This window comes from Modestobacter muralis (assembly GCF_010682105.1).
Taxonomy (GTDB): Bacteria; Actinomycetota; Actinomycetes; order Mycobacteriales; family Geodermatophilaceae; genus Modestobacter; species Modestobacter muralis.
The window spans coordinates 80,003-101,423 of sequence record NZ_JAAGWH010000004.1; the positions used below are offsets into that span (position 1 = coordinate 80,003).

The 21,421-nt window shown below is 75.9% G+C and carries 17 protein-coding genes; 7 read left to right on the forward strand and 10 right to left on the reverse strand.

Features of this window, described 5'->3' with window-relative positions:
• Positions 1 to 6: 6 nt before the first annotated feature.
• A complete protein-coding gene (locus GCU67_RS01390) occupies positions 7 to 3,246 on the forward strand; it encodes a BTAD domain-containing putative transcriptional regulator (protein WP_163609293.1) in 3,240 nt (1,079 codons plus the stop codon).
• On the opposite strand, the gene GCU67_RS01395 is transcribed toward GCU67_RS01390, so the two are convergent.
• Both GCU67_RS01395 and GCU67_RS01400 read right to left on the reverse strand, forming a co-directional pair.
• Complete coding sequence (locus GCU67_RS01395) at positions 3,228 to 4,040, reverse strand: ABC transporter permease (RefSeq protein WP_163609294.1); 813 nt, start codon at positions 4,038 to 4,040, stop codon at positions 3,228 to 3,230. The two genes, GCU67_RS01390 and GCU67_RS01395, sit on opposite strands and share 19 nt — an antisense overlap.
• Positions 4,037 to 4,996, reverse strand: coding sequence for an ATP-binding cassette domain-containing protein (locus tag GCU67_RS01400; protein WP_163609295.1), 960 nt, complete (start codon positions 4,994 to 4,996; stop codon positions 4,037 to 4,039). Before GCU67_RS01400 ends, GCU67_RS01395 begins: the two co-directional genes overlap by 4 nt.
• A 157-nt stretch (positions 4,997 to 5,153) precedes the next feature.
• Between GCU67_RS01400 and GCU67_RS01405 the strand changes: the two genes are divergently transcribed.
• Complete coding sequence (locus GCU67_RS01405) at positions 5,154 to 5,501, forward strand: TraR/DksA C4-type zinc finger protein (protein ID WP_163609296.1); 348 nt, start codon at positions 5,154 to 5,156, stop codon at positions 5,499 to 5,501.
• A 96-nt stretch (positions 5,502 to 5,597) separates the two neighbouring features.
• Here GCU67_RS01405 and GCU67_RS01410 read toward each other — a convergent pair whose 3' ends face one another.
• From GCU67_RS01410 to GCU67_RS01430, 5 genes are read right to left on the reverse strand one after another with little or no spacing between them, the layout of a single operon-like run.
• A complete protein-coding gene (locus GCU67_RS01410; protein ID WP_163609297.1) occupies positions 5,598 to 6,506 on the reverse strand; it encodes a glycosyltransferase family 2 protein in 909 nt (302 codons plus the stop codon).
• Positions 6,503 to 7,318: a glycosyltransferase family 2 protein gene (locus GCU67_RS01415; protein WP_338104695.1), complete on the reverse strand. Its 816-nt coding sequence runs from the start codon at positions 7,316 to 7,318 to the stop codon at positions 6,503 to 6,505. The genes GCU67_RS01410 and GCU67_RS01415 overlap by 4 nt, the downstream gene beginning before the upstream one ends.
• A 32-nt stretch (positions 7,319 to 7,350) precedes the next feature.
• On the reverse strand, positions 7,351 to 8,418 hold the full coding sequence (locus GCU67_RS01420; RefSeq protein ID WP_163609298.1) for a prenyltransferase/squalene oxidase repeat-containing protein: 1,068 nt from the start codon (positions 8,416 to 8,418) through the stop codon (positions 7,351 to 7,353).
• Positions 8,415 to 9,125: a class I SAM-dependent methyltransferase gene (locus tag GCU67_RS01425; protein WP_163609299.1), complete on the reverse strand. Its 711-nt coding sequence runs from the start codon at positions 9,123 to 9,125 to the stop codon at positions 8,415 to 8,417. Before GCU67_RS01425 ends, GCU67_RS01420 begins: the two co-directional genes overlap by 4 nt.
• Positions 9,125 to 10,369, reverse strand: coding sequence for a glycosyltransferase family 4 protein (locus GCU67_RS01430; protein WP_163609300.1), 1,245 nt, complete (start codon positions 10,367 to 10,369; stop codon positions 9,125 to 9,127). The genes GCU67_RS01425 and GCU67_RS01430 overlap by 1 nt, the downstream gene beginning before the upstream one ends.
• A gap of 180 nt (positions 10,370 to 10,549) precedes the next feature.
• On the opposite strand from GCU67_RS01430, the gene GCU67_RS01435 reads away from it, so the two are divergent.
• The 3 genes from GCU67_RS01435 to GCU67_RS01445 all read left to right on the forward strand — a co-directional run bounded on the left by GCU67_RS01435 (position 10,550) and on the right by GCU67_RS01445 (position 12,972).
• Positions 10,550 to 10,954, forward strand: coding sequence for a DoxX family protein (locus GCU67_RS01435; RefSeq protein WP_163609301.1), 405 nt, complete (start codon positions 10,550 to 10,552; stop codon positions 10,952 to 10,954).
• A 122-nt stretch (positions 10,955 to 11,076) separates the two neighbouring features.
• A complete protein-coding gene (locus GCU67_RS01440) occupies positions 11,077 to 11,850 on the forward strand; it encodes a hypothetical protein (protein WP_163609302.1) in 774 nt (257 codons plus the stop codon).
• 87 nt (positions 11,851 to 11,937) lie between these two features.
• Positions 11,938 to 12,972 (forward strand): DUF4192 domain-containing protein, encoded by a 1,035-nt coding sequence (locus GCU67_RS01445; protein WP_163609303.1) that lies wholly within the window; start codon positions 11,938 to 11,940, stop codon positions 12,970 to 12,972.
• 43 nt (positions 12,973 to 13,015) lie between these two features.
• On the opposite strand, the gene GCU67_RS01450 is transcribed toward GCU67_RS01445, so the two are convergent.
• Complete coding sequence (locus GCU67_RS01450; RefSeq protein ID WP_163609304.1) at positions 13,016 to 15,085, reverse strand: alpha/beta fold hydrolase; 2,070 nt, start codon at positions 15,083 to 15,085, stop codon at positions 13,016 to 13,018.
• A gap of 168 nt (positions 15,086 to 15,253) precedes the next feature.
• Positions 15,254 to 15,973, reverse strand: coding sequence for an iron-dependent transcriptional repressor DtxR (locus GCU67_RS01455; RefSeq protein ID WP_163609305.1), 720 nt, complete (start codon positions 15,971 to 15,973; stop codon positions 15,254 to 15,256).
• 212 nt (positions 15,974 to 16,185) lie between these two features.
• Between GCU67_RS01455 and GCU67_RS01460 the strand changes: the two genes are divergently transcribed.
• On the forward strand, positions 16,186 to 17,370 hold the full coding sequence (locus GCU67_RS01460; protein ID WP_163609306.1) for an acetoin utilization protein AcuC: 1,185 nt from the start codon (positions 16,186 to 16,188) through the stop codon (positions 17,368 to 17,370).
• A gap of 66 nt (positions 17,371 to 17,436) precedes the next feature.
• Positions 17,437 to 20,127, forward strand: a complete 2,691-nt coding sequence (locus GCU67_RS01465) for a GNAT family N-acetyltransferase (protein WP_163609307.1) — start codon at positions 17,437 to 17,439, stop codon at positions 20,125 to 20,127.
• A 206-nt stretch (positions 20,128 to 20,333) separates the two neighbouring features.
• Here GCU67_RS01465 and sigB read toward each other — a convergent pair whose 3' ends face one another.
• Positions 20,334 to 21,317: an RNA polymerase sigma factor SigB gene (sigB, locus tag GCU67_RS01470; protein WP_163609308.1), complete on the reverse strand. Its 984-nt coding sequence runs from the start codon at positions 21,315 to 21,317 to the stop codon at positions 20,334 to 20,336.
• Between the last annotated feature and the right edge of the window lie 104 nt (positions 21,318 to 21,421).

The window sequence follows — 21,421 nt, forward strand, 5'->3', positions numbered from 1 at the left end:
TCGGTCGTGCCCCTCTCGGTCTGCCTGCTCGGCCCGGTCGTCGTCCGCGACGCCGGTGGCCGAGCGGTGGACGTCGGTGGGCCGCGCGCGCGGGCGCTGCTCGCCCGGCTGGCCTTGGAGCCGGGCCGGGTGGTGGGGCTGGACACCCTGGTCGAGGCCGTCTGGGACGCCGACCCGCCGGCCGCGCCCGGCAACGCGCTGCAGGCGCTGGTCTCCCGGCTGCGCCGCGCGGCGCCGGAGCTGTCGCTGCGCGCGCAGGCGCACGGCTACCTGCTCGACCTGCCCGCCGACGCGGTCGACGCGGGCCGGTTCGAGGCGCTCGCCGCCCGGGCGCGCGGGGCAGCCGACCCCGCGCAGGTCGTGGCGCTGCTGACCGAGGCGGAGGGGCTGTGGCGGGGCCCGGCGCTGGCCGACCTGCGCGACCTCGTCTTCTCCGCGGCGCCGGCCGCGCGTCTCGACGAGCTGCGGCTGACCGCCGCCGAGCAGCGGCTGGCCGCCGGCCTCACGCTCGGCGACCCGGCGGGGGTGCTGGCCGAGCTGGAGCAGCTGGTCACCGAGCACCCGCTGCGTGAGCCGCTGTGCGTGCTGCAGGTGCGGGCGCTGCGGCTGCTGGGCCGCCCGGCCGACGCGCTGGCCGCCTACGACCGCTGCCGCGCCCGGCTCGCCGACGAGCTCGGCCTGGACCCCTCGCCGGCGCTGCAGGCCGAGCAGCTGGCGGTGTTGCGCGGGCAGGCCGCCGAGCCCGTCCCGGCCCGGGGTGGGACGCCGCTGCGCAGCGCGCTGACCAGCTTCCTCGGCCGGGACGCCGAGCTCACCGGGGTGCAGCGGCTGCTGGACGCCGGCCGGCTGGTCACCCTGCTGGGGCCCGGGGGGGCGGGCAAGACGCGGCTGGCGCTGGAGTCCGCGCACCACCGCCGGGCCGCCGTCCCCGACGGGGTGTGGTGGGTGGAGCTGGCCCCGGTGGCCGACGCCCGGCTGCTGCCGGCGGCGGTGCTGGCCGCGGTCGGTCAGCGGGAGGGCACCTCGCTGGAACGGGTGCCGACCCTGGCCGACGCCGGCGACCGGCTGCGGGAGACCTTCGCCGAGCGGCGCGCGCTGCTCGTGCTGGACAACTGCGAGCACCTGGTGGCCGCGGTCGCCGAGCTCACCGACACCCTGCTCGCGCACTGCCCGGCGCTGTCGGTGCTGACCACCAGCCGCGAGCCGCTGGGCGTGCCCGGGGAGGCGGTGCTGCCCGTCGGCCCGCTGGAGGTCCCCGACGCCGGGGCCGAGGGCGCGGCGGGCACCCCGGTGGTGCGGCTGTTCGCCGACCGGGCCGCTGCCGTCCGGCCCGGCTTCACCGTCACCGCCGCGAACCTCGACGCGGTGCTGGACGTGTGCACCCGGCTGGACGGGATGCCGCTCGCGCTGGAGCTCGCCGCTGCCCGGCTGCGCAGCCTGTCGGTGCAGCAGATCGCCGACCGGCTCGACGACCGGTTCTCCCTGCTCACCGGGGGCAGCCGGGTCGCGCTGCCCCGGCACCAGACGCTGCGCGCGGTCGTGGAGTGGAGCTGGGAGGCCCTCGACGAGCGCGAGCGCGCGGTGGCCCGCCGGCTGTCGGTGTTCAGCGGCGGCGCCGCCCTGGACGCCGCCGAGGTGGTCTGTGCCGACCCCGGCTGGCCGGCCGGTGCGGTGCTCGACGCGGTGACCGGGCTGGTGGAGAAGTCGATGCTGCTGGCCGCCGAGGGCTCCGACGGCAGCGTCCGCTACCGGATGCTGGAGACCATCCGGGCCTACGGCGGCGAGCAGCTCGACGCCGCCGGGGAGCGCGACACGGTGGAGGCCGCGCAGACGGCGTGGTGCCTGCGGCTGGTCGACGAGCTGGAGCCGCGGCTGCGGCGGGCCGACCAGCTCGGGGCCCTGCACCGGCTGCGCGCCGAGCACGACGGGCTGGTCGCCGTCCTCCAGCGGCTGGTCACCGCCCGGGACGGCGACGCCGCCGTGCACCTCGCCGGCCGGCTCACCTGGTACTGGTTCCTCTCCGGCATGCAGGTCGCCGGCGCGCGCTGGCTGTCGCAGGTCGTGACGCTGCCCGGCGGGCCCCCGCCGCTGCGCACGGCCTGCCTGGCCTTCGGCGCCATGCTGCAGCTCGACGGCGGCGACTGGGTCCAGGCGCTGACGGCGTTGCAGGCGGTCGCCGACCTGCCCGACGAGGACACCTGGGCCTCCGGTGACGTGACGGCCGCCGTCTCGTGGGCGATGGCGGTGATGTTCACCGGGCGGGACCGGACGGACGGCGCGCTGTCCCGGCTGGAGACGCACCCCGACCCGTGGGTGGTGGCGATGGCGCACGGCGTGCGGGCCCAGGTCGCGGAGAACGACGGCGAGCCCGAGACGCTGGCCGCCGACCTGCAGCTGGCCCGGGCGGAGTTCACCCGGCTCGGCGACCGGTGGGGCCGGTCGATCACCGCGGCGGCCCTCGCGCAGCTGCGCGCCACCGACGGCGACCTCGCCGCCGCCGTGGCCGCCTACGAGGAGACGATCGAGCTCTCCGAGGCGCTGGGCACCCACGAGGACACCCCGATGATGCGGGTCCGGCTCGCGCTGGTCCGGGCGGCCGGTGGCGAGGAGGAGCGCGCCGGGCGTGACCTGGCCGAGCTGCGCGCCGAGCTGGAGGGCGACGGCGGGATGTTGCTGTCCTTCGCCGAGGGCGGTCTGGCCGAGCTGGCCCTGCTCGGCGGCCGGCTCGCCGAGGCCGAGCGCTGGTACCGGTCCGCGCTGGCCCGGCTGGCGACGGTGACCACCGGGCCGCCGCAGATCAGGTCCTCCGTGCAGAGCGGACTGGTCACCGTCCTCGCCCTCCAGGTCGCGGCAGGGGCGGACCCCGCCCTGCTCACCGAAGCGGCCGAGCAGCTGACCGACGCCGTCGACCTCGCGGTGCGGATGGCGGCGGACATGCCGGTGGCGGCGATCACGCTCCAGGCGGCCGCAGCGCTGGCCCTGGCCGAGGGCGACCCCGGCCGGGCGGCGACCCTGCTGGGGCGGGCCACCGCCGTCCGGGGGCGGCGTGACCTGGCCGGGCTGCCGGGACTGGTCGTGGAGCGGGCCGTGCGCGCCGCGCTCGGTGCCGAGGAGCTGGAACGCCGGCACGCCGCCGGTGCGGCCACCTCCCGGGCCGACGTGTTCGCCGACCTGGGGGTGACCTACACCGGCGGCTGGCCGGGCGCGATGTTCACCGGGGGCGAGGCTCAGACCCGGCGGCGGTAGGCCCGCATCGCCAGCGGCACGAAGACCACCAGCAGCAGCGCGCCCCAGCCCGCCGTCCAGGCCAGCGGCTCGGCGACCGGGCCGCCCAGCAGCAGCCCGCGGACGGTGTCGATCAGGTGGGTCACCGGGTTGTTCTTCGTGAAGGCCTGCAGCCAGCCGGGCAGGGTGTCGGCCTGCACCAGGGCGGTGCTGCCGAAGGTCAGCGGGAAGGTGGCGAGGAAGCCGACCCCCTGCACCGCGCCGGCGGAGCGGACCTTGAGGCCGATCCAGACGAAGACCCAGGACAGGCACATCGCGAACCCGATGCCCACAGCCACCGCCAGCACGACGGCGGGCAGCCCCTGCGTCGTCCGGAAGCCCAGCGCGAAGGTGAAGGCCAGCAGCACCACGGTCGCCGTCAGGTACCGGACGACGTCGGCGAACACCGCGCCGATCAGTGGTGCGGACCGGGCGATCGGCAGGCTGCGGAACCGGTCGAAGACGCCCTTGGTGATGTCGTTGTTCAGCGCGACGCCGATGCCACCGGTGGCGAACATCAGCGTCTGCACCAGGATGCCGGGCACCAGGTAGGTCAGGTAGGTGCGCCAGTCGCCGGCGATCGCGCCGCCGAAGACGAACACGAACAGCACCGTGAAGATGATCGGCTGCAGGCTCACGTCCATCAGGGCCTCGGGCTGGCGCCGGGTCTTGACGACGTTGCGCCAGGCGAGGGTGAGCGCCTGCTGCAGGGCGTTGCCGCTGGTCGCGCGAGTGGGCAGCGGTGCGGTCGGTCGGGGAGGGGTCATCGTGGTCATGCCAGGCTCGCTTCCGGGGTCGGGGTGGTGGAGCTGCCGGTGAGGGCGAAGAAGACGTCGTCCAGGCTGGGCAGCCGGACGGCGAGCTCGGAGACGGCGACGCCGCGGACGGTGAGCTGGTCGAGGACGGCGCCGAGCAGCGCCTCGCTGGGCACCGGCACCGAGGAGGTGCCGCGGCCGTCGGTGGTCGGGACCGCCCCGGTCACCTGCTCGAGCACCTGCAGGACGACGGGGGAGTCCCGGCGGTCGCGGGGACGCGCGGTGAGCGTCTGGGCGCCGGTGCGGTGCTTGAGCTCGTCGCTCGTGCCGCGGGCGACGACCTTGCCGGCGTCGAACACGACGATGTCGTCGGCGAGCTCGTCGGCCTCCTCCAGGTACTGCGTGGTCAGCAGCACGGTGGTGCCGTCGTCGACCAGGCCGCGGACGGTGTCCCAGACCTCGTTGCGGCTGCGCGGGTCCAGGCCGGTGGTGGGCTCGTCGAGGAACAGCACCTTCGGCCGGTTGACCAGGCTCGCGGCCAGGTCGAGGCGGCGGCGCATGCCCCCGGAGTAGGTCTTGGCCGGGCGGCCGCCGGCGTCGGTGAGGCTGAAGCGGGCGAGCAGGTCGGTGGCCCGGGCGTGCGCCTCGGGGCGGCTGAAGCCCAGCAGCCGGCCGATCATCACCAGGTTCTGCCGGCCGGTGAGGTCCTCGTCGACCGAGGCGTACTGACCGGTGAGCCCGATCTGCTCGCGCACCGCCTGGGGCTCGCGGGCGACGTCGTGGCCGGCGACCCGGGCGGTGCCGGCGTCGGCGCGCAGCAGGGTGGCCAGCACCCGGACGGCGGTGGTCTTGCCGGCGCCGTTGGGGCCCAGCACGCCGAGCACGGTGCCGGCGGGGGCGGACAGGTCGACGCCGTCCAGGGCGCGGGTGGAGCCGTAGTGCAGGACGAGGCCCTCGGCCTCGATGTTGTTCTCCATGGGTCCTCCTCGGTGGGGTCTGCCGACGACGGTGCGCGCCGCCGCTGACACCCGGCCGACGTCCCGCTGACGCCCGCTGACACCCGCTGATGGAGTCCCAGCGCATCGTTCTCCGAGCGCTGGGACTCCATCAGCTGCAGCGGAGGACGATGGGGCGGTGACCGCTGCCGATGCGCTGGCCCGCACGCGGGCGGAGACGCTCGCCCAGATCGCCGCGCTCACCCGCGAGTTCGACGAGGTGGTGGACGCGTCGCGGTCGTCCAACGCCGACGACGAGCACGACCCGGAGGGCGCCACGATCGCCTTCGAGCGCCAGCAGGTCGCCGCGCTCATCGCCCAGGCGCAGCAGCGGCTCGCCGACGTCGACGCCGCGCTGGCCCGCGCCGAGGCCGGCGACTACGGCACCTGCGACTCCTGCGGGCAGCCGATCGCCTCGGAGCGCCTGGCCGCCCGCCCGCAGGCCCGCACCTGCATCACCTGCGCGAGCCGCCCCGCCCGCCGGTGAGCTCGCCCCCGGCGTTGATCACGGGCGGCTGGCCGCGGGACACGCCGTCCACCGCGGGTCGGATGGCGACACGCCCATGATCAACAGGCGCGGGCGTCAGCTCACGTAGCGGCGGGCGGTCGACTTCCGCTGGGCGTCCTCGAGGGCGGCGAACCGGGCCTCGGCGTGCGGGGGGAGCACCTGCCGTTCGCGGAGCACCCACGGCAGCCCGCGCACGGCCCGCACCAGCCCGGTTGCGGTGACCTGGTCGCGCGGGACGGTGCGCAGCAGGTGCACGGTGCGGCGCAGCGCGGGCCGCAGCGGACGGCGCAGCCACGTCGTCCAGAGGGTGTTGCGGATGCCGTCGGCGCGGCGCTTGTGCGGGTCGCGGGCGGTGCTGGCCTGGTGGTGGATGGTCAGGTGCTCCAGGTAGCACAGCTCCCAGCCGCGGGCGGCGAGGTCACCGGCCATCAGCTCCTCCTCGCCCCCCAGCCACAGCCGGGCGCTGAAGCCGCCGACCTCGTTGAACGCCTCCCGGCGCAGCACGCTGGCCCCGGCCAGGAAGCTGCCCAGCGCGGGACCGGGCAGCCAGTCCGCGCCGACGACGGGGGAGTCGCGCAGCTCAACGACGATCGGGTCCTCGACGCCGCCGGGCTCGACCAGGATGCGCGCGGTGATCACCGCCAGCCGGGGGTGGGCGTCGAGGGCATCGGCGGCGGCGCGCAGCGAGCCCGGGTCCCACCAGGTGTCGTCGTCGCAGAAGGCCACGTAGGGGGTCTGCAGCCGGGCGACGCCGAGGTTGCGGCCGACCGCACCCAGGTTCTCGTCGCTGGCGATCAGCTCGACCCACGGGTGGTCGCGCAGCACGGCCGCGGCGGTGCCGTCGGCGGAGCCGTTGTCGACGACCACCACGTGCGGCTGTTCGGGCAGCTCGCGCAGCCGGGTCAGGGCCAGCAGCAGCTCCTCGCGCCGGTTGTGCGTGATCACCACGACGGCGACCCGCGGATCGGGGGTGTGGTCGGTCATCCCTGCAGCTCCCGGACTCCGGTCATGACGGTGGTGGGCAGGACCCGGCGGGCCCGCAGCGCGGCCGGCACCCGGGGGACGGCGCCGGCCAGCCCCCGGACGCCGGGTCGCCCGGCCCGCGCGGCCCGCAGCAGCTGCCCGGCGAGCGCCGGCAGCGGGTAGCGCATCAGTGCGGTGAGCACCCGGCTGCGCCAGATGCCGGTCTGCCGGACGGCGTTCGTGTCGCGGCGCGGCGAGGGGTGGTGGTGCACGGTGACCTCGTCGACGTAGGCCAGCCCCCAGCCGGACGCGGCCAGGTCCAGGGCGACCCGCTCCTCCTCGCCGGGGAAGCGCACCACCTCGTCGAAGCCGCCGACGGCGGTGAACGCCTCGACCCGCACCAGTGCCGCGCAGGCGACGAAGCCCAGCAGCGAGGGGCCGGGCAGGTCGGGCTCGCGGCGCAGCGGGCTCTGCGCCATCTCCGTGCACACCGGGTCCAGCCGGTCCTCCGGGCCGACGAGGATCCGCGCGGCCAGCAGCCCGAGCCGCGGGTGGGCGCGCATCACCTCGACCGCGCGGGCCAGGTCGCCGGGCGCCCACCAGGAGTCGTCGTCGGTGAAGGCCACGAACGGGGTGCCGGCGTGCGCGACGCCGATGGTGCGGGCGACCGCGCCGACGTTCTCCGGCAGCGGGACGACGGTCACCTCGGGGTGCGCCCGGGCGACGGCGGCGACGGTGTCGTCGGTGGAGGCGTTGTCGACCAGGACGACGGGCGCCTCGTGCCGGGGCAGGCTGTCGAGCAGGTCGTCGCGGCGGTTGCGACTGGCGATCACGCACGTCACCTCGGCGGGCTCCGGCGGGGTGATCACCCGGCGATCTTCCCAGGCCGGTCCCGCGCCTCCCGGGCCGGGCGGTCCAGCGCGGCCGGGTCGGCGAACAGCCCGGCGGCGGGGCCGGTGCCGGCGATCGCGTCGGCGGCCAGGACGACCGCGGCCGCCGTCCAGGTGGTGCGCTCGACCGGCCAGCGGACGCCGTCAGTGAGCACCAGGCCGGTCCAGTACGACCCGTCGCCGGCCCGCAGGTGCTGCATCGCGGCCAGCTGCGCGGCCGCGTCGTCCCGGCGGCCGACGGCGGTCAGCGCGAGCGCCAGCTCGCAGGTCTCCGCGCCGGTCACCCACGGGCGGTCGGCGACGCACCGCACGCCCGCGCCCGGGACGACGAAGGTGTCCCAGCCGGCGGCGAGCCGGGCGTCGGCCGCCGGCCCGGTCAGCGCGCCGGCCAGCACCGGGTAGTACCAGTCCATCGACCACCGCGACCGGTCGGCGAAGGCCGCGGGCCGCTCGCGCAGCGCGGTGCCCAGTTCGGTGGCGGCGAGGTCCCAGTCCGGCTGCGGCTCACCGACCAGGCCGGCCAGCGCGATGCCGCACCGCAACGCCTGGTGCAGGCTGGCGTTGCCGGTCAGCAGCGCGGTGTCGTCGGGGGTCCCGTCGGGGCGCAGTGCCCAGCTGACCGCCCCGCTGACCAGCTGCATCGCCGTGACCAGGTCCAGCGCGCGGCGCACGGCGGGCCACAGCCGGTCGACCGCGGCGGCGTCCTGAGTGCACAGCCAGGTGTGCCAGACGCCGACGGCGAGGTACCCGGCGTGGTTGCTCTCCGCGGCCGGCGCGGTGACGGCGCCGTCCCGGTACTCCGCGGCCCACGAGCCGTCGGGGCGCTGGTGCCGGGCCAGCCAGCCGTAGGCGGCCAGGGCGCGGTCGTGCTCGCCGCCGACGTCCAGGGCCATCGCCGCCTCGACGGAGTCCCAGGCGTCCAGCTGCCCGCCGCGGTACCAGGGGAGCGCGCCGTCGCCGGCCTGCTCGGCGGCGATCGCGGCCACCGTCGTCCGCAGCTGGTCGGCGCCGAGGACGCCGGGCACCTCGGGGAGGTCGGTCACGCCGGCTTGTCGGCGTAGACGACGAACGACTTGCCGAGCAGCGGGTCCAGCAGCCGCTCGGCGGTGCGGGTCGGCCACGGACGCTTCATCAGGTCCCAGACCAGCACGCGGTGGTAGGCCCTCGTCAGCACGTTCTCCCGGTCGACGCCGACGGCGCACTTGAGCCACCAGTAGGGCGCGTGCAGGGCGTGCGCGTGGTGGGTGTCGGTGGGCCGCAGCCCCGCGGCGGACAGCCGCTCGGAGAGCTGGTCGCCGCGGTAGATCCGGATGTGGCCGCCGGAGTTGGCGTGGTAGCTGTCCGACAGCGCCCAGCAGACCCGCTCCGGCCCGTACCGGGGGACGGTGACCGCGACCCGGCCGCCGGGCCGCAGCACCCGGGCGATCTCCGCGATCGCCGTCTGGTCGTCGACGATGTGCTCGAGCACCTCCGAGGCGATCACCCGGTCGACGCTGGCGTCGGGCACCGGCAGCGCCCGCAGGTCACCACGGGCGACCGCGGCCCGGGCACCCGCGGGCGCCTCCCCGGCGGCGGCTATCGCGCCCAGCCACTGCGCGGTGGTGGCGACCTCGTGCTGCCCCCAGTCGACGGCGAGCACGTCGGCGCCGCGGCGGTAGGCCTCGAAGGCGTGCCGGCCCTCGCCGCAGCCCAGGTCGAGCACCCGCATCCCGGGCCGGACGCCGAGCAGGTCGTAGTCGACGGTGAGCATCAGGCGCGCCGGTCCAGCACGTCGGCGTACCACTCGGCGGTGCGCTCGGCGGTGCGCCGCCAGGTGTAGTGGCTGAGCACCCGGGCCCGCCCGGCGCGGCCCAGCTGCTCGCCGAACGTCGGGTGGTCGAGCACCAGCTGCAGCGCCTCGGCCAGCCGGCCGACGTCCCCGGCCGGCACCTGGACGCCGGCGTGCGTGCCGACGACCTCGGGCAGCGCGCCGCCGTCGGTGGTGACCAGCGGCGTGCCGCACGCCATCGCCTCCACCGCGGGCAGTGAGAAGCCCTCGTACAGCGACGGGACGGCGGCGACGGTCGCGGTCTGCAGCAGCGCCACCAGCTCCTCGGTCGGGATCGGCCCGGTGAACCGCACCGCGTCGGCGATGCCCAGCCGGTCGAGCGCGGTCGCGGCCGGCCCGCCGGGGCGGGCGGTGCCGACCACGGTCAGCCGGACGTCGCGCTCGGTGCGCAGCTTGGCGACCGCCTCCAGCAGGTGCACCAGCCCCTTGAGCGGGACGTCGGCGCTGGTGGTCACCACGACGTGGTCGGCGTCCCGGCGGGCGGTGCCGGGCGGGGGCGTGAACACCGCCGGGTCGATGCCCACCGGGATCACCCGGACGCCCGCCGCGGGCACGCCCAGGTGCGTCCCGACGTCCCGCCGGGAGCTCTCCGAGACGGTCGTGATGCCGTCCAGCCTCGGGGCGACCCGGGCCTGCATGGCGGTGAAGCCGTACCAGCGGCGCAGCTGCAGCCGGGTGCGCCGGCTGGTCGCGGCGGCCAGCTCCAGGTCGCGGTCGATCTGCACCGGGTGGTGCACCGTGGCGACCGTGGGCAGCCCGCGCCGGCGCAGCTGCAGCAGGCCGTAGCCCAGCGACTGGTTGTCGTGCACCAGGTCGAAGTCGCCCGCGCGGGGGCCCAGCAGCCGGGCGGCGCGGAGGCTGAACGTCAGCGGCTCGGGGAAGCCGGCGGTGCACATCGTGGCCCACTCGGCCACGTCGAGGACGCCGGAGAACTCACCGGGCCGCGGTGTGCGGAAGGGGTCGGGCTCCCGGTAGAGGTCCAGGCTCGGCACCCGGGTCAGCGGCACCCCGTCGACCAGCTCGGGGTAGGGCTGGCCGCTGAACACCTCGACCCGGTGGCCGAGCTGGCGGAGCTCGTGGGACAGCGCCCGGACGTAGACGCCCTGCCCGCCGCCGTGCGGCTTGGAGCGGTAGGACAGCAGCGCGACCCGGAGCGACCGTCCCATGCCCGGACTCTAACCAGACGGTCCCGCGGCGCCGGCGTGGTCGGTGAGGAGGGACACCTGCTCGGCCACCTGGTACGCGGCCGGGACGGCGCGGGCGCATGCCCCGGCGCAGCGCCGGGCAGGACGGGGGACCAGGGCCGGCACCCGGTGCCTGGGTCCCCCCGGTCCCCTGGAGTCCCGATGACCCGCTCGGTCAGCCACACCCGGCTGCGGTCGGTGGCCCGCGTCGCCCTCGGCGGCGCGCTCGTGTTCGCCGGCACCAGCCACCTGACCTTCGCCCGCGAGGACTTCCGCGCGCAGGTCCCGCCCTGGGTGCCGCTGGACGTCGACGAGGTGGTGCTGATGTCGGGGGTGGTGGAGATCGGGCTGGGGGTGGTCCTGGCCGTCCTGCCGCGGGAGCAGCGCCGGATCGGCCTGCTGGCGGCGCTGTTCTTCGTCGCGGTCCTCCCGGGCAACATCGCCCAGCTCACCGAGCACCGGGACGCCTTCGGGCTGGACACCGACGCGAAGCGTGCCCTGCGCCTGCTCTTCCAGCCGGTCCTGGTGGCGTGGGCGTGGTGGTCGACGCGGACGCACACCCCGTGACCGGGGTGGTCGGCACCCGGTGCCGTCGTCCACCGCGGTGCCGGTGGCCGGGCGCCGCGGTGGACCACCTGGCCGGGTGGGGGAGCTCGCCCGGGCCGGCGGTCCGGTCGTAGGGTCCGGCCGTGGCCACTGCTCCCCGGCACCGCCGGCGCTCCGTCGGGCTCCTCACCGCCGGGCTGCTCGGCGTCGCCGCGCTGGCCGGGTGCAGCTCGGAGGTGGCGGGCTCGGCCTCGCCGGCCGCGAGCGTCTCCAGCCCGGCCCCGGCACCGACCAGCGAGGACGCGGCGGCACCCGAGGACCTCTCGGCCGGGTTGCTCCCCGCCGAGGCGTTCGGCCCGCGGACCCAGGTCACGCCGATCACCGGTGAGCAGGTGCTCGCCCAGCAGGGGCAGCTCGGCGGTGGCCTCGGCGAGCTGGCGGGCCTGACCGTCACCCCGGAGGAGTGCGCGCCGGCGGTCGAGGGGGTCCAGCCCGGGCTCGACGACGTCACCGGGCTGGCCGCGCAGACCGCGCAGACCGGCAGCACCGCCGTCGCCGAGGTGCTCGTGGCGGGCCCGTCGGTGGCCGGCTCGCTCGACGACCTCGACCAGAGCCTGGCCGACTGCCCGGAGGCCACCATCACCGCGCCGCAGATCGGCACCGCCACGGTCACCTTCGCCCCGCTGGAGGTGCCCGACCTCGGCGACGGCTCGGCGGCGCTGACCATGTCGCTGTCGCTCACCGGGCCGGACGGGCAGGCGCTGACCGTGCCGGTGCAGCTCGGCATGGCGCTGGACGGCGACCGGCTGGTCAGCCTGACGGTGACCGACGCGACCGGCGGCGGTGGCCAGGACCCGGCCGCGTTGGCCCAGCTGCTGCAGCAGGCCTACGACCACCAGCACACCGCGCTGGACTGACGCCCGCCGTCGTCCACATCGGGTGGTCGCGTCCACGACCGCCCCGGTCCCGCCCTCCCGCGGCCCCGCCCGGCCCAGGGTCGTGGCATGACCGACCTGGACCCGCAGCCCACCGTCCGCCTCGCCGACCCCGGGGCGCTGGCCGCCGGGCTGCCGCACCTGCTCGGCTTCCCGCCCGAGGAGTCGCTGGTGGTGGTCAGCCTGCGCGGGCAGGAGCCGATGACCGTGGGGCTCACCGCCCGGGTGGACCTGCCGCCGCCGGGACACCACGGGTCGCTGGCGGGCGACCTGGCCCGGTCGGTGCGCACCGACGACCCCACCGCCGTCGTGCTGGTGGTGGTCTCCGAGGACGACGACGGCGCCGCCGGGCTCCCGCACCGCACGCTGGTGCGCGAGGCGGTGCTCGGCTTCCACGCCCACCGGGTGCCGGTGCGCGACGCGCTGCTGGTCCGCCGGGGCCGCTGGTGGTCCTACGACTGCTCCGGCTCCTGCTGCGCGCCCGGCGCGGGCACCCCGCTGCCCGGCGGCACCAGCGACCTGGCCGTCGCCGCGGTGGTGCACGGCACGGTGGTCGAGGCCGACCGAACCGCCCTCGCCGCCCGCATCGCCCCCACCCGCTCGGCGGGGATGGCCTGGGCCTGCGACGAGGTGGGCGACGAGCTGGCCGCCGCGACCGCGGAGCGGGGCTGGGACGCCGTGGCCGAGGAGGGCTGGGACGCCGTCCTCACCGCCGTGCACGGGGCCGGGACGGCGCGGGCCCCGCGTCTGTCGGACCGGCAGGTCGCCCGGCTGGCGTGGGGGCTGCGCGACGCCGACCTGCGGGACCGGGCGCTGACCCTGGCCCTGGGGGAGTCCGCGCCGGGTGCGGAGGCGGTGTGGACCGAGCTCACCCGCCGGGCACCGGCCCCGCTCGACGCCGCGCCGGCGACCCTGCTGGCGGTCAGCGCGTGGCTGCGCGGGGACGGCGCGCTGGCCAACGTCGCGCTGGACCGGGCGCTGGGCAGCGAGCCGAGCTACACCCTCGCCGGGCTGCTGCGGACCGCGCTGGACGCCTGCCTGCCCCCGGCGGTGGTGCGCCAGGTGATCCGCGAGGCCGCCGGCCCCTCGGGTGCAGACCGCTGACGCACCGGCCGGGCCGGAGGGCGCGGCCGGTGCGTCGGGTGGGTCAGAGCAGCTCGGGGCGCTGCCAGTCCGCACCGAGGACGTGCTGGCCGAGGAAGGCGAGCACGGTCTCGTACCAGACCGCTGCGTTCCCCGGCGTCAGGACCCAGTGGTTCTCGTCGGGGAAGTACAGGAACTTCGAGGGCACCCCGCGCTTCTGCAGGTCGTACCAGAGCCGCAGGCCCTCGCCGATCGGCACGCGGTAGTCCTTGTCGCCGTGGATGACCAGCATCGGCGTCCGGATGGCGTCGGCGTAGCGGTGCGGGGAGTTCTGGTCGTAGCGCCGTGGCTCGGTCAGCGGGTCCCCGAACTCCCGCTCCCAGTAGAACGCGGAGTCGGTGGTGCCGCCGAAGCTGTCCAGGTGCCACAGGCTGGCGTGGGTGACGATCGCGGCGAACCGGTCGGTCTGGGTGGCGATCCAGTTGGCCATGTAGCCACCGAACGAGCCGCCCATCGCCGCCGTCCGTGTCCGGTCGATCTCCGGCAGCGCCTCCGCGGCGTCGACCGCGGCCATCAGGTCGGTGTAGGGGTGCCCGCCCCACTCGCCCCAGCCGCGCCGGACGAAGTCCTGCCCGAAGCCCTGCGACAGCGCCGGGTTGGGCAGCAGCACCGCGTAGCCCCGGGCGGCCAGCACCCACGGCGTCCAGCGCCACGACCAGGAGTTCCAGCTCATCAGCGGCCCGCCGTGCACCCACAGCACCAGCGGCGCCGGGCTCGTCTCGCTGGCGCCCTCGGGCAGCACCAGCCAGGACTGGACCCGGGTGCCGTCGGGAGCGGTGGCGTCCAGCTCGCGCAGCGTGCCGGGGAAGGCGCTGATCGTGCCGGGGTTGGGCAGCGGAGCGGGGTCCTGGCCGGTGGCCGTCGGGTCCAGCCGCACCGGTGCGGCCGGGAGGTCGTAGCCCGAGCGCAGGGCGTACAGCGCGCTGCCGTCGCGGGCGACCTGCAGGTCGCTGAAGGCACCGGCGTCGGTCAGCCGCACCGGCGCCCCGCCGGCGAGCTCGACCCGGTACAGGGCGTGCCGGCCGTCGTCGTCGGCCAGGAAGAACACCGCGGTGCCCTCGGCGGAGAACTGCGGCGAGCCCGGCCAGCGATCGAAGCCGGCGGTGAGGTCGCGGGTCGCGGCCGTCGCGACGTCGACCAGCAGCAGCGTGTAGTCCGGCGGCTCGGCGTAGGTGGAGGCGGACTCGCGCACGCACACCACCTGGGTGGAGTCGGGGGAGAAGGCCGGGGCGAAGACGTCGGCCTGCGGGTCGTCGACCAGCACCCGGGTCGTGCCCGTCGCCACCTGGGTCAGCACCAGCCGGGAGCGTCGGCCGGCGGGGCCGTCGGGCACGTCCTCGCTGCGCACGACGAAGCGGCCGTCGGGGGAGATCGCCAGGTCGTCCCCGGCTCCGGCGGGCGGGCCGGCGTCGGGGGTCAGGTCGCGCCACTCCGGTGCCGGCGCGGACTCGGCGGGGACGTGACCGACCCAGAACACGTGCGGGAAGGCCGGGCCCAGGTCATGGTCCCAGGAGCGCACCGGGTAGCTCTCGTGCAGCAGGGCGGTGATCCCGGCGTCGGTGCGGGCCTTGCGGCGCTGCTCGTCGGCCTCTGCGTCGGCCGCGCCGGGCACCACGGAGGTCACGGCCACGACGTCGCCGCTGTCGGCGGCCACGGCCACGCCGGAGACGCCGCTGGACCGGCTGAGCACCAGCCGGGCCTCACCGCCCTCGGGCGACAGCGCCCACAGTGCCGGCTTCGGCTCCCCGGCGTCCTTGCCGGCCGCCGGGTCGGGGCGGGCGGAGGTGAACAGCAGCTCGCCGGTGGGGGCGAAGACCGGGCTCGACTCCCCGGCCGCGCCGCGGGTCAGCCGGCGCGCGGGCCGCTGACCGGCGGGGTCGACCTCCCACAGCGCGGACTGCCACGTCTTCCCCTCGGCGTCCAGGGTGGCCACCGAGGTGACCAGCCGGCTGCCGTCGGGGGAGAGGGCGAGGCCGCCCAGCCGGGGGAGCGCGACGAAGTCGGCCAGCCGGTGGAACGGGCTGGGCGGCGCGGTGTCCTCGTCCTGCTCGGTCGGCGCGGGGGAGTCGCTCACCGGGGCCTTCTCTCTTCAGCTGGTCAGGAGGGTCGCCCCGAGCCTAGTGACCGGTCGTGAGCCCGGCTCAGCATCTTTCGCTGCCGTGTACGACGAGAGCCGCGGCCCCGGTGGGGGTCGCGGCTCTCGGTACGGCACAGCTGCAGGGGTGGGCGGCCGGGTCCTCGCTCAGGAGACGGCGGCGACCGCCTCGGCGGCCTCGACCGGCGTGAGCTCCTCGTCGACCGCGCTGACGAACACGTGCTGGGCGACGCCGGGCTGCAGCGCGACGCCGTCGACCAGCACGGTGCCGTTGGCCAGCGAGACCGTCACGGTGGAGCCGGGGCGCACGCCCTGGTCGGCCATGGAGCGCAGCAGGGCGGCGTCCTCCTGCAGCTGCTCGCTGATCCGGCGCACGACGACCTTCGTGCCCTCGGGCGTCGCGCTGGTCGAGAGCAGCGTGAGCGCGTCGAGCACGGCCGAGGTGTCCCCGCCCAGGGCGTCGAGCCCGGGGATCGGGTTGCCGAAGGGCGACACTGTCGGGTTGTTCAACAAGCTCAGCAGCTTGCGCTCCACCGCCTCGCTCATCACGTGCTCCCAGCGGCAGGCCTCCTCGTGCACGTCGGCGTAGTCCAGGCCGATCACGTCGACGAGCAGGCACTCGGCCAGCCGGTGCTTGCGCATGACCGCGGTGGCCAGCGCACGGCCCTCGTCGGACAGCTGCAGGTGCCGGTCGCCCTGCACGGTGAGCAGACCGTCGCGCTCCATCCGGGCCACCGTCTGGCTCACGGTCGGGCCGCTCTGGTGCAGGCGCTCGGCGATCCGTGCCCGCAGCGGGACGATGCCCTCTTCCTCGAGCTCGAAGATGGTCCGGAGGTACATCTCCGTGGTGTCGATGAGGTCGTTCACACTCACTCCTCCGTCAGGTCCCCCGAGTCTACGAGGCCAGGACCACCGAGCGGGACCACCGAGCGGGACCACCGAGCGGGGCTGTCGCCACGACCGAGCACCCCGCGGGCTGGCGCGCCCACCGGTAGCGTCGGTCCGGTGACGCAGCCCGCCTGCTCGACGAGGAGCACCGCGCCGGTCCCACCCGGCGCCGCGACGGGGCCGGGGGAGCGATGAGCGACTCGGTCACCGTCGTCTGGGACGACGCCCTGCTGGGCTACACGTGGGGCGGTGAGCACCCCATGCACCCGGTGCGGCTGGACCTCACCATGCGGCTGGCCGACACCCTCGGCGTGCTGGCCGGGCCGCGGCTGTCGGTCACCGCCCCGACCGCGGCCGGCCCCGACCTGCTCACCCTGGTCCACGACCCGGCCTACCTGGAGGCCGTGCGGCGCGCGCCGGAGCGCCCCGACGACGCCGGCCACGGCCTCGGGCCGCCGGACAACCCGGTCTTCCCCGGCATGTACGACGCCGCCGCGCTGATCACCGGCGGCAGCGTGCTGGCCGCCGAGCTGGTCTCCTCCGGCCGGGCCCAGCACGCGGTCAACATCGCCGGCGGCATGCACCACGCCATGCGCGGGGCCGCCTCGGGCTTCTGCGTCTTCAACGACGCCGCGGTCGCGATCGCCTGGCTGCTCGGGCAGGGCTGGGAGCGGATCGCCTACGTCGACCTCGACGTGCACCACGGCGACGGCGTCCAGACCGCGTTCTACGACGACCCGCGGGTGCTCACCGTCAGCGTCCACCAGACCCCGCTCACGCTCTTCCCGGGCACCGGCTTCCCCGAGGAGACCGGCGACCCGGGCAAGGCCCTGGGCAGCGCGGTCAACCTGGCGCTGCCCAACGGCACCGACGACTCGGGCTGGCTGCGGGCCTTCCACGCCGTGGTGCCCAGCGTGGTGCGGGCCTTCCGGCCGCAGATCCTGGTCACCCAGTGCGGCTGCGACGCCCACCACGAGGACCCGCTCGCCGACCTCGCGCTCACCGTCGACGGGCAGCGCGCCTCCTACCGGGCCGTGCACGACCTGGCCCACGAGCTGTGCGACGGCCGGTGGATCGCCCTGGGCGGCGGGGGCTACGGCCTGGTCCGCTGCGTGCCCCGGGCCTGGACCCACCTGATCGCCGAGGCCGGCGGTGACCGGCTGGAGCCGGGCACGGAGATCCCGCAGAGCTGGCAGGACGACGTCCGCGGCCGGGGGCTGCGCATCACCCCGCCCGACACCATGACCGAGGGCGGCTACGTGGGGTGGTCCCGTTGGGACCCGTTCACCGAGAACCGCGTCGACCAGGCGATCATGCGCACCCGCAAGGCGTCCTTCCCGTACTTCGGACTGGACCCGGACGACCCCCGTGACTAAGGACCATCTCGCCCCCCACCACTCGCACGCTCGTGGCGGGCCCCTACGAGGTGGCCGGGAGGCCCTGTGAACGAGGAAACGACTGCCACCCCCGTCGCGCCGCCGCGGTGGGAGGCCGACGTGGTGGCGTCCGACGGGGGGACGGTGCACCTGCGGCCGATCACCCCGGAGGACGCCGACGGCATCGTCGGGCTGATGGAGCGCAGCTCCGACCAGACCCGGTACTACCGCTTCTTCGGTCCGGTCCGGCAGCTGTCGGCCAAGGACCTGTACCGGTTCACCCACGTCGACCACGACGACCGGGTCGCCTTCGTCGTGCTGCTGGGGGACCACCTCATCGGCGTGGGCCGCTACGACCGCACGCCGGGCACCGACGAGGCCGAGGTCGCCTTCCTCATCGAGGACGCCCACCAGCGGCGCGGCCTGGGCTCGGTGCTGCTGGAGCACCTGGCGGCCGCCGCGCGCGAACGCGGCATCACCCGCTTCGTCGCCGAGGTGCTGAGCCAGAACGGCGCGATGGTCCGGGTGTTCCGCGACGCCGGGTACGCCGCGGCCCGGTCCTACGAGGACGGCGTCGTGCACCTGACCTTCCCGATCGCGCCCACCGAGCAGTCGCTGGCCGTGGTGCACGAGCGGGAGCAGCGCAGCGAGTCCCGCTCCATCGGCCGGCTGCTCAACCCCGGCTCGGTGGCCGTCATCGGGGCCAGCAACGACCCGGCCAAGGTCGGGTACGCCGTGCTGCACAACCTGCTCGGCTACGGGTTCGCCGGCCCGATCTACCCGGTCAACCCGGCGGTGCGGCACGTCCGCGGCGTCCCGGCGTACGCCGACGTCGAGTCGATCCCCGACGACGTCGACCTCGCCGTCCTCGCCGTGCCGGCCGACGAGGTCGCTGCGGTGGTCGAGGCCTGCCGGCGCAAGAACGTCCACGGGCTGGTGGTCATCTCCGGCGGCTTCGGCGAGACCGGTCCCGAGGGGCTGGCCGCCGAGCGGGCGCTGGTCGCCTCCGCCCGGGCCTCGGGCATGCGCGTCGTCGGGCCCAACTGCCTGGGCGTGGTCAACACCGACCCGGGCGTGCACCTCAACGCCAGCCTCGCCCCCGACGTCCCGGGACGCGGGCGGGTGGGCTTCTTCGCGCAGTCCGGCGCGCTGGGCGTGGCGCTGCTGGAGCGGGCCCGCGGCCGGGGCATCGGGCTGTCCAGCTTCGTCTCCGCCGGCAACCGCGCCGACGTCAGCGGCAACGACCTGCTGCAGTACTGGGCCACCGACCCGGGCACCGAGGTGGTGCTGCTGCACCTGGAGAGCTTCGGCAACCCGCGCAAGTTCGCCCGGCTGGCCCGCGCGGTCGGGCGCACCAAGCCGGTGGTCGCGGTCAAGAGCGGTCGGCACGTCGGGATGACCGCCGGGCTCGCCGGCACCAGCGTCGCCGTCCCGGAGCAGTCGGTGGCCGCGCTGTTCGCCTCGGCCGGGGTGATCCGGGTGGAGACCCTCGCCCAGCTCTTCGACGTCGGCACGCTGCTGGCCCACCAGCCGCTGCCGGCCGGTGACCGGGTCGCCGTCGTCGGCAACTCCACCGCCATGGGCGTGCTGGTCGCCGACGCCGTCCTGGAGCAGGGGCTGGAGCTGGCGCACGAGCGCCCGGTCGACATCGGCACCCAGGCGAGCCCGGAAGACTTCCGCGCCGCGCTGCAGACCGCCCTGGACGACGACGGCGTCGACGCGGTGGTCGCGGTGTTCCTGCCCCCGCTGCTGCGCGGCGAGCAGCCCTTCGGCCGGGTGCTGCGCGAGGTGTCGGCGGGGTCGGCCAAGCCGTTGGTGGCCAACTTCCTGTCCACCGAGGGCATCCCCGACGAGCTGGCCCTCCGCGGCGAGGACGGCATGCCCGCGCGCGGGTCGGTGCCGTCGTTCTCCACCCCGGAGCGGGCGGTGATCGCGCTGGCCAGGGTGGCCGAGTACGCCCGCTGGCGGCGCCGTCCGGTCGGGGTGGTGCCCGAGCTGGACGACGTGCAGGAGGCGACCGGGCGGGCGGTCGTGGAGTCCGCGCTGGCCGGGACCCCGGCGGGCCGGGAGCTCACCGACACCGAGACGATGCAGCTGCTCGGTGCCTACGGCGTGCCGATGCTGGGCACCCGGCGGGTGACCGACGTCGAGGCGGCGGTGGCCGCGGCCGAGGAGATCGGCTACCCGGTGGTGCTGAAGTCGACCGCGCCGTGGCTGCGGGACCGCCGCGACCTGGGCGGCATGCGCTTCGACCTGGCCGACGCCGAGGACGTGCGGGCCGCCTACGCCGCGATCCCGTCCGGGGACCCGGTGATCGTGCAGGAGCAGGCCGCGCCGGGGGTGGGCACGGTGGTGCAGGTCGTCGACGACCCGTCCTTCGGCGCGCTGGTGAGCTTCGGGGTCGGCGGGGTGGCCACCGACCTGCTCGGCGACCGCGCCTTCCGCACCCTGCCGCTGACCGACTCCGACGCCGCCGAGCTGGTGCGCAGCCCGCGGGCGTTCCCGCTGCTGGACGGCTACCGGGGGAGCGCGCCGGTGGACACCGCGGCGCTGGAGGACCTGCTGCTGCGGGTGGCCCGGTTGGCCGACGACCTGCCGGAGGTGCTGGCGCTGAACCTGGAGCCGGTCATCGTCGGCCCGGCCGACGCCTGGCACGGCGGCCGGTCGCTGGTCGTCGCCGGCGCCCAGGTGCGCGTCGGTCCCCCGACGGCCCGCGTCGAGCAGGGCCCCCGCCGCATGTTCCGCCCCGGCACGTGACAGAGCCCGCCGCCTCCGGTACGAGGTGGCGGGCTCTGGTGGTCGTAGCGCCGGCCGGGGACGAGTACGGACCCCCGGCCGGGCAGGCCGGTCCGGGATCGCGTCGCGGGGCCGGAGGCTCCCGACTCGATCCCGGCCAGCGGCTCAGCGCCGCTGGGGCACGGCTGCTGGCCGCGGTGCGATCCGGAGGATCGCCATGAACAACCTCAGCCGAGATAGTCCCGAAGAGCGTCGGCGCGCTGCGGGTCGCGCAGCTTGTTCATCGTCTCGCGCTCGATCTGCCGCACGCGCTCGCGGGACAGGCCGAACTGCTTGCCGATCTGCTCCAGCGTCCGCGGCTGGTTGCCGTCGAGGCCGAAGCGCATGATCACCACGTCGCGCTCACGCTCCTCGAGCGTGCCCAGGACCGTGCGCACGTCGCCCTTCATCATCTGGAAGGCGACCGCGTCCTCGGCGACGGCGGCGTCGGCGTCCTCGATGAAGTCACCGAGCCGGGACTCCTCGTCCGCACCCACGGTCTGGTCGAGGGAGACCAGGTCGCGGGAGTACTCGAGCAGCTCGGTGATCCGCTCCGGGGTCATGTCCAGCTCGAGGCCGAGCTCCTCGGCGGTGGGCTCGCGCTCCAGCTCCTGGTGGATCCGGCGGCGGGTGCGCACGACCTTGTTGACCTGCTCGGCCAGGTGGACGGGCAGCCGGATGGTGCGGCCGGAGTCGGCCATGGCGCGGGTGATGGCCTGGCGGATCCACCACGTCGCGTAGGTCGAGAACTTGAAGCCCTTGGTGTAGTCGAACTTCTCGACCGCGCGGATCAGGCCGACGTTGCCCTCTTGGATGAGGTCCAGGAACGTCATGCCGTGGCCGGTGTAGCGCTTGGCGACCGAGACGACCAGCCGGAGGTTGGCCTCCAACAGGTGGGCCTTGGCGGCCTTACCGTCGGCGGCCAGGAGCCCGTAGTCGCGCTTGACCGCCGGGGTCAGCTGCTTCTCGCCCAGCAGCCGCTCGGCGTACAGCCCGGCCTCGATGCGCTTGGCCAGTTCGACCTCCTGCTCGGCGGTCAGCAGCGCGGTCTTGCCGATGGTGTTGAGGTACACGCGCACCAGGTCCGTCGACACCAGGCCACTGGTGTCCGGCGACCGGCGCGGCGCGCGCAGCTCGAGGGTGTCGGTGGGGGAGGACTGCAGCACGGTCACGATGAGTCTTCGTCCTTGCTTCGGGGTCCGGATGCACCGCGTCGTCGATGTGCGGTGCACCCCGGTGGAGGTCGGGGGCTCGACCCGGGATCGCCGGGTGGCTC

Excerpts from the sequence above, each read along its gene's own strand:
- GCU67_RS01395 (WP_163609294.1), bottom strand. The coding sequence starts at position 4,040 with ATGACCACGATGACCCCTCCCCGACCGACCGCACCGCTGCCCACTCGC.
- GCU67_RS01400 (WP_163609295.1), bottom strand. The coding sequence starts at position 4,996 with ATGGAGAACAACATCGAGGCCGAGGGCCTCGTCCTGCACTACGGCTCC.
- GCU67_RS01410 (WP_163609297.1), bottom strand. The coding sequence starts at position 6,506 with ATGACCGACCACACCCCCGATCCGCGGGTCGCCGTCGTGGTGATCACG.
- GCU67_RS01425 (WP_163609299.1), bottom strand. The coding sequence starts at position 9,125 with ATGCTCACCGTCGACTACGACCTGCTCGGCGTCCGGCCCGGGATGCGG.
- GCU67_RS01430 (WP_163609300.1), bottom strand. The coding sequence starts at position 10,369 with ATGGGACGGTCGCTCCGGGTCGCGCTGCTGTCCTACCGCTCCAAGCCG.
- GCU67_RS01435 (WP_163609301.1), top strand. The coding sequence starts at position 10,550 with ATGACCCGCTCGGTCAGCCACACCCGGCTGCGGTCGGTGGCCCGCGTC.
- GCU67_RS01445 (WP_163609303.1), top strand. The coding sequence starts at position 11,938 with ATGACCGACCTGGACCCGCAGCCCACCGTCCGCCTCGCCGACCCCGGG.
- GCU67_RS01460 (WP_163609306.1), top strand. The coding sequence starts at position 16,186 with ATGAGCGACTCGGTCACCGTCGTCTGGGACGACGCCCTGCTGGGCTAC.